Source organism: Oerskovia sp. 140933 (assembly GCF_059651515.1).
Genome location: NZ_JAMXIO010000044.1, coordinates 20,371 through 27,121, shown reverse-complemented (window position 1 = coordinate 27,121; position 6,751 = coordinate 20,371). Strand labels below are relative to the sequence as shown.

Here is a 6,751-nt window from a genome sequence, read left to right as displayed (position 1 = left end):
CGAGCACTACAACACCCACCGTCGCCACCAAGCCCTCGACGGCCAACCCCCGATCAGCAGGCTGTAACCAACCTCCTGGCCGGGTACACCTAGGCCTTGGTCGCGTGGTCGTACGCCGCGACCGCCCGCTCGAGGAACGTCACCACCGTCGCCTGTTCCTGGGGGGTGAGTGACGCGGCGATCCTGCCGAGCTCCACGACGAGGGGCCCGACGTGCTCGAACGCATCCTTCTCCCAGTGCTCGGCCGGCGTCACGAGCACCTTGCGCCGGTCGCTGGGATGCGGTCGGCGACTCACGTGCCCGCCGTCCGCCAGGCGGTCGATGACCAGCGTCATCGCCGCCGTCGACGTGCTGAGCTCGCGGGCCAGCTCGGTCGGCGTCGCCGGTCCCGCGCTGACGAGGTGGTCCATCACCGCGAGCCCGGTGGGATCGACGTGCATCTGCCTGCCCAGGTACCGCTCGAACCGCTGCTGGCGACGGGTCAGGTTCCGCAGCTGGTCGCGGATCGGCCCCTGGGCTGGTGCCGCGGGCTGAGGATCGGTGGGCTGGCTGGAAGTCATGGCGTGGACGCTGCTCCTGGATCGCTGAGGACGTTGGCAGTCAATGATGCGTGAGTTCCACGGGCGGGGGCATGGCGACCGACCTCGTGGCGCTCCCCACGCGCCGGGCCCGGGGCCGCCGCCGGCACGGCCCCGGACCGGGAGTCACATTGTGACGCCCTGCTCGGCGCCTGAGGCGGCAGGGACGACGCCCGCGGCGGGGCCGACGGTGCCGTGCTGCTCATCCTCGGGTCGACCCTTCGCCGGGAGCAGGAAGGTGATGGCCAGGAACGCCACCAGCAGGCACGCCTGGCCGACGAGCGCGTGGTGGAAGCCGGCGGTGAAGTCGCCGGTCTTGGCCTGCGCGAAGAACACCGAGCCGAAGACCGCGACGCCGATGGAGCCGCCGATGGCCTGCACCGCGGACAGCACGCCGGAGGCCGAGCCGATCTCGTCGTCGTCGACGGCCGCGAGGATGAAGCTGAACAGAGCGGCGATCACCATTCCTGCTCCGACACCGGACACGGCGATGCCCGGGGCGATGTCCCAGATCGAGAACGAGCCGGTGCTCACGCCGTCGAGCTCGAACCAGAGCAGCACCGCGCCGGCGAGCTGGATCACCGGCCCGACCTGAAGGACCTTGCGGCCGATCTTGTCGGCGAGGAACGCGCCGCTGATCGCGCCGCCGATCGCCGTCCCCACCGCGAGCGGCAGGTTGCCCAGGCCGGCGTCCCCAGCGCTGAGCTGCTGTCCGATCTGCAGGAACAGCGTGAGCACGAGCTGCGTGCCGATCAGCCCGGCGAAGAACAGGGCGATACCGCCGAGACCGACCGTGAAGGCGGGCTTTCGCAGCAGTGCCGGGGTGACGAGGGGCTCGCGGCCCGCAGCGGCGGTGCGGCGCTGCTGCAGCGCGAACAGGCCGAACCCGACGACGGACGCGGTCATGCTCATCCAGGTCCACAGCGGCCAGCCGTCCTCCTGCCCCTGGTTGAGCGGCAGCACGAGGAGGGCGCAGGACGCCATGACCAGGCCTGCGCCGACCATGTCGACCCGTACCGTGCGGTCTCCCGGCTTCTTCGGGACGAACCTGGCCGCGACGGCCAGCGCCGCGAGACCGATGGGCAGGTTGATCAGGAACACCGCGCGCCACCCCAGACCGAGGATGTCCCCCTCGATGAGGAAGCCTCCCAGGACCGGGCCGATGATGCCGCCCAGCCCGAGCACGGGACCGAAGATCGCGAAGACCTTGGTGAGCTCGGGTCCGGAGAAGTTCTCGCGCAGCAGCCCCAGTCCCTGCGGGAGCAGGATCGCCCCCGCAGCCCCCTGAAGCAGTCGGAAGACGATCAGCGCCTCGATGTTCGGCGCCAGCGCGCACAGCAGCGAGCTCAGCGTGAAGGCGGCGAGGCCGGTCAGGAACATCCGGCGGCGGCCGTACCGGTCACCGAGCCGGCCGCCCAGGACCAGACCTGCCCCCAGCGTGAGGGCATAGCCACCGATCACCCACTGCAGGCCCACGGAGCTCGCGCCGAGCGACTCCTCCAGCGCGGGGCCCGCGACGTTCACGATCGAGGCGTCCAGGAGGTCCATGACCTCCGCGACGATCATCACCACCAGGATCAGCCATCGCCATCGGTACGGGCCGCTGGTCGGGTCGGTGCTCATCTTGCCTCACATTCTTGATTACCAATATTCTTAGCAAGAATGAGCGCGAGGTCTCCCGGGTGTCAAACCGCGCCCTGCGCGGGGCCTTCGACCGTCGCGCGCGGAGGCAGCCCGAGCCACCGGGCGGAAGGACGACCCGGGCTACGGGCCGCCGGGCGGGAGGATCGGTGGCGGCAGGCGTCCGTGCCGCGAGCACACGGGGCCCCGTCAGGCGCCGTCGGCGACGACGCGGCGAGCGCGGCAGGTCCTGCCGCGGGTCGCGTCCTAGCGTCCCCGGTACTCCACGCACTCGACGTCCGCGACGGTCGCGGTAGCCGTCCCGCGGCCCGTCGCGTAGGGCCCGACCCACACGCCGAGGAACCCGCCCGCCTCGGGCGAGCTGAGCCGCCCGCCGTGCACGGTCGCCACCGCGTGGAAGCCACGTACCGTCCGGACCCCGCAGGTGTAGTCCTGCCCGGCCGCGTGCAGCGCCACGTCCACGGGGCCCTCGGCCAGGCCCAGCGGCCCGAGCGCGGCGCGCCCCACGACGCTCTCCTGGCCGCCGAGGCGTTCGACGACGAGCAGCTCGCGCCCGCCGGGCACTCCGGCCGCACCGGGCGCCGCCCGCGTCACGACCGCCGCGATCCACGCCTCCTCGGACTGGCGCACCGCGAGCCCGGCCCACTCGTCGGGCCCGGCCGGGTCGACGTCGACGCGCACCGTGAGGTCCATGTCCGTGTGCTGCTGGCGGCGCCCCAGGAACGCGGGGGTCGCGACGTCCGACAGCGTGGAGGGCGACAGCGCGAGCCGCAGGTGCCCGGGCCGCTCGGTCAGCGACCACGACGGCTCTCCGGTCCGCACCTGGTTCCACGCGAGGCTCAGCCCGACGTCCGGCGAACCGTCGAACGTCTCCCGCACGACGACGGCGCTCACCTCGGCACCCGGCCCCACCTCGACGGGAGGCCCGGACGGCTCGGACGACCCTGCCCCGGGGAGCCGCGCTCCGACGTCGGGCAGGGGGAAGCTAACCGCGACGTGGCCGACGCCCGGGGCGACCACGGGCCACCCGTCCTCCCAGACCACGGGCGCGAGGAACGTCTCGCGGCCCAGGTTGGGGAAGTAGCCGCCGTAGGGGCGGCTGCCGAGCAGCACCATCCACCACTCGCCGGCGGCGGTCTCCACGAGGTCCCCGTGCCCGACGCCGACCACGGGGAACTCCCGCCCCAGGTGCCGGTGCGTGAGGACCGGGTTCGCGGGGTTGCCCACGTACGGGCCGGTCACGGCGTCGGCTCGCGCGACCGACACCGCGTGGCGGTGCTCGGTCCCGCCCTCGGAGGCGAGCAGGTAGTAGTGGTCGCCCACCCGGTACAGGTGCGGGCCCTCGGCCCAGACAGCGCCGTGCAGCGCCCCGCGCCACAGGACGTGCTCGGGGCCGACGAGCGCCCCGGCCGCGAGGTCGAGCTCACGCAGCCACACCTCGGTCTGCCCCTCCCACTCCCCCGGGTCGGCGAGGCGCGTCGCGGTGAGCCACACGCGAGCGCCGTCGTCGGGACCGGCAGCGTCGTCGGGACCGGCAGCGTCGAAGAAGAGCGACGGGTCGATCCCGTCCCCCGCGAGCCACACCGGGTCGGACCACGGCCCGGCGGGGTCGGTCGCCGTCACGAGGAGGTGCCCGCCCTGCCCCTGCGTGTGGACGAGGGTCGTGACGACGTAGAACGTCCCGTCGTGGTGGCGGATCGTCGCGGCGTACAGACCGCCCGACGACGGCACGCTCGACATGTCCACCTGGTCGGTCCGGTGGATCGCGTGGCCCACCTGCGTCCACGTGACGAGGTCGTGGCTGTGGAAGACGGGCAGGCCCGGGAAGTACTCGAACGTCGAGGTGACGAGGTAGTAGTCGTCGGGCGCGACCGTCCCGTCCGCCCGGGTGGCCCCCGGCACCCGGCAGATGCTCGGGTCCGGGTACGTGCCGGGCAGGACGGGGTTCGCGAAGGTCCTGGCTGCCCGTGCTCCGGCTGCCCGGCCCCCGCGCCCGGCTGCCGGACCCGAGGTCGGCAGGGCGACAAGGGTCGGTTGCCTGACGGACCTCGGGTTCGGCACCGCGTCAGCCCACCACGAGCGGCGCGTGCAGCTCACGCGTGTGGTCGACCACGCGCACGTCGCCCACGAGCCGCACGGGCGCCGTGAGCCGCACGTCGGCGCTCGACGCCCCGAACCGCAGCTCGATCGCGCCCGGCTCGACGATCCGCCGGCCGTCGCGCCCCGTGAAGGACAGGACGTCGGCGGGCACGGTCGCGCTCACGCGCGCCGAGGCACCGGCCGCGAGCGGGACGCGCACGTACCCGATCAGCCGCTGCACGGGCCGCACGACCGAGGCCACGGGGTCGTGCGCGTAGAGCTGCACGACCTCCACGCCGTCGCGCCCGCCCGTGTTCCGCACGACGAACGACGCCTCGAAGGCCCCGTCGGTCGCGGCCTCGGCCGTGCCCACCTCGAGGTCCGACCAGTCGAAGCTCGTGTACGTGAGCCCGTGGCCGAACGCGAAGGCCGCGGTCGGGTCGATGTTCGACACGTCGGTCGCCTGCGCGAGGGTCGCGGCCAGGTAGGACGTGGGCTGGGCGCCCTCGCTCCCGGGCACGCTCACGGGCAGCCGGCCCGACGGCGCCACGCGCCCCGACAGGACGCCCGCGACCGCGGGGGTCCCCTCCTCGCCCGCGAAGAACGCCTGGACGATCGCCGCGGCGCCGGGCTCCCCGGGCGCGGGGGTCGCGGCCGCGCCGAGCGCGTAGGGACGACCCGAGAGGATCGTCGCGACCACGGGACGGCCCGTCGCGAGGAGTGCGTCGAGCAGGTCCTGCTGCGCGCCGGGCAGGCGCAGCGACTCGGCGTCGCAGCCCTCGCCGCTCGTGCCGCGACCGAACAGGCCGGCCCGGTCGCCCAGGGCGACCACGACGACGTCGGCCCCGCGGGCCAGGTCGACCGCCGCCGCGATGCCCTCGGCGTCGGCCGCCGCGACCTCGGCCGTGCTCACGGCCCCGGTCGAGGACGGGTCGCTCGTGCCGTCGAGCGTGATCGCGGGCAGCACGTCGAGCGTGACGCCCGGCAGCTCGGCGCGCAGCGACGCGGCGAGCGTCGGCAGCGAGATCCCGAGTGGGACCTCCGGGTGGGCCAGGCCCACGTGCGCGGGGAACGAGTAGCAGCCGAGCACGGCCATGGGGTCCTCGGCCGTGGGACCCACGAGCGCGACCCGGCGCACGTCGGGGCCGAGCGGCAGCACGCCGTCGTTCGCGAGCAGGACCACGGCCTGCTCGGCGACCTCGCGGGCCAGCGCCCGGTTGGCGGGGCCGTCGAGGTCGACGGTCCCGCGCAGCGCGGCGACCGCGACATCGTCACCCGCACCGGCGACGGCCGCGAGCACGTCCGCGGGCACGTCGCGCAGCACGCCCGGGACCGGGTCCCAGCCCGCGTCGAGCAGGCCCAGCTCGACCTTCTGGCGCAGCACGCGCTCCAGGGCGCGGTCCACGAGCGCGACGTCGACGTCCCCGGCCTCGAGGGCCGCGACGAGCGGCTCGCCGAACGTCTTGACGGTCGGCAGCTCGACGTCGACGCCCGCCGCGAGCGCCGCCGCGGCGGCCTCGGCCCAGTCGCCGGCCACGCCGTGCATGATCTTGAGGAACGCGATCCCGAAGTAGTCGGCGACGACGGTCCCGTCGAAGCCCCACGTGTCGCGAAGGAGTCCCGTGAGGAGCTCGCGGTCGGCGGCCGACGGGATGCCGTCGGTGTCGGTGTAGGCGTGCATGACCGAGCGCACGCCGCCCTCGCGGACGGCCATCTCGAACGGCGGCAGGATCACGTCGGCACGCTCGCGCGAGCCCATCGAGACGGGCGCGTGGTTGCGGCCGCCGCGCGAGGCCGAGTAGCCCGCGAAGTGCTTGAGCGTCGCGACGATGCCCGCGGACTCCAGGCCCTGGACGTACGCCGTGGCGACGGTCCCCACGAGGTACGGGTCCTCGCCGATGGTCTCCTCGACGCGGCCCCAGCGGGCGTCGCGCACGACGTCGAGCACGGGGGCCAGGCCCTGGTGCACGCCGACCGAGCGCATGTCCTGCCCGATCCGCTCCGCCATGCGACGCACGAGCGCGGGGTCGAACGTCGCCCCCCAGGACAACGGCACGGGGTAGGCCGTCGCGCCCCACGCGGCGAACCCGGCGAGGCACTCCTCGTGCGCCACGGCCGGGATGCCGAACCGGTTCGCGGAGCGCACGCGCTCCTGCGTGCGCAGCAGCGACAGCGCACCCAGGGCCGGGTCGACCGGATTGGTCCCGAAGGGCCGGGTGAGCTGCCCCAGCCCGTCGGGCAGGATCGCGTCGAGGTCGACGCCGTCCTCCATGTCGTGCTGGTGCGGGGCGACCTCGCCGCCCTCGGCCGATGCGCCGACCCACACCCCGAAGAGCTGGGCGACCTTCTCCCGGAGGGTCATCTCGGCCATGAGGGCCTTGACACGGGTCCCGGTGCCGACCGACGGGTCGGACCACACGGGCAGCTCGGTCTGGTTCGTCTGAAGAGTCATC

General features: G+C 74.2%; 4 protein-coding genes. All 4 read right to left on the bottom strand.

Annotated elements, in window-relative coordinates:
* Nucleotides 1–89: 89 nt before the first annotated feature.
* The gene (locus NHG27_RS17225) at nt 90–560 is read right to left on the bottom strand and encodes a MarR family winged helix-turn-helix transcriptional regulator (protein ID WP_497017130.1); all 471 of its coding nucleotides are present in this window, start codon (nt 558–560) and stop codon (nt 90–92) included.
* Nucleotides 561–704: 144 nt separating this feature from the next.
* Nucleotides 705–2,201 carry an MFS transporter gene (locus NHG27_RS17220; RefSeq protein WP_497017129.1) on the bottom strand — a complete coding sequence of 499 codons (1,497 nt, stop codon included), beginning with the start codon at nt 2,199–2,201 and terminating at the stop codon, nt 705–707.
* A gap of 264 nt (nt 2,202–2,465) precedes the next feature.
* Complete coding sequence (locus tag NHG27_RS17215) at nt 2,466–4,280, bottom strand: glycoside hydrolase family 43 protein (RefSeq protein WP_497017128.1); 1,815 nt, start codon at nt 4,278–4,280, stop codon at nt 2,466–2,468.
* Nucleotides 4,281–4,284: 4 nt separating this feature from the next.
* Nucleotides 4,285–6,750: a beta-xylosidase/alpha-l-arabinosidase gene (locus NHG27_RS17210; RefSeq protein ID WP_497017127.1), complete on the bottom strand. Its 2,466-nt coding sequence runs from the start codon at nt 6,748–6,750 to the stop codon at nt 4,285–4,287.
* Nucleotide 6,751 lies beyond the last annotated feature (1 nt).

Excerpts from the sequence above, each read along its gene's own strand:
- NHG27_RS17225 (WP_497017130.1), bottom strand. The coding sequence starts at position 560 with ATGACTTCCAGCCAGCCCACCGATCCTCAGCCCGCGGCACCAGCCCAG.
- NHG27_RS17220 (WP_497017129.1), bottom strand. The coding sequence starts at position 2,201 with ATGAGCACCGACCCGACCAGCGGCCCGTACCGATGGCGATGGCTGATC.
- NHG27_RS17210 (WP_497017127.1), bottom strand. The coding sequence starts at position 6,750 with ATGACTCTTCAGACGAACCAGACCGAGCTGCCCGTGTGGTCCGACCCG.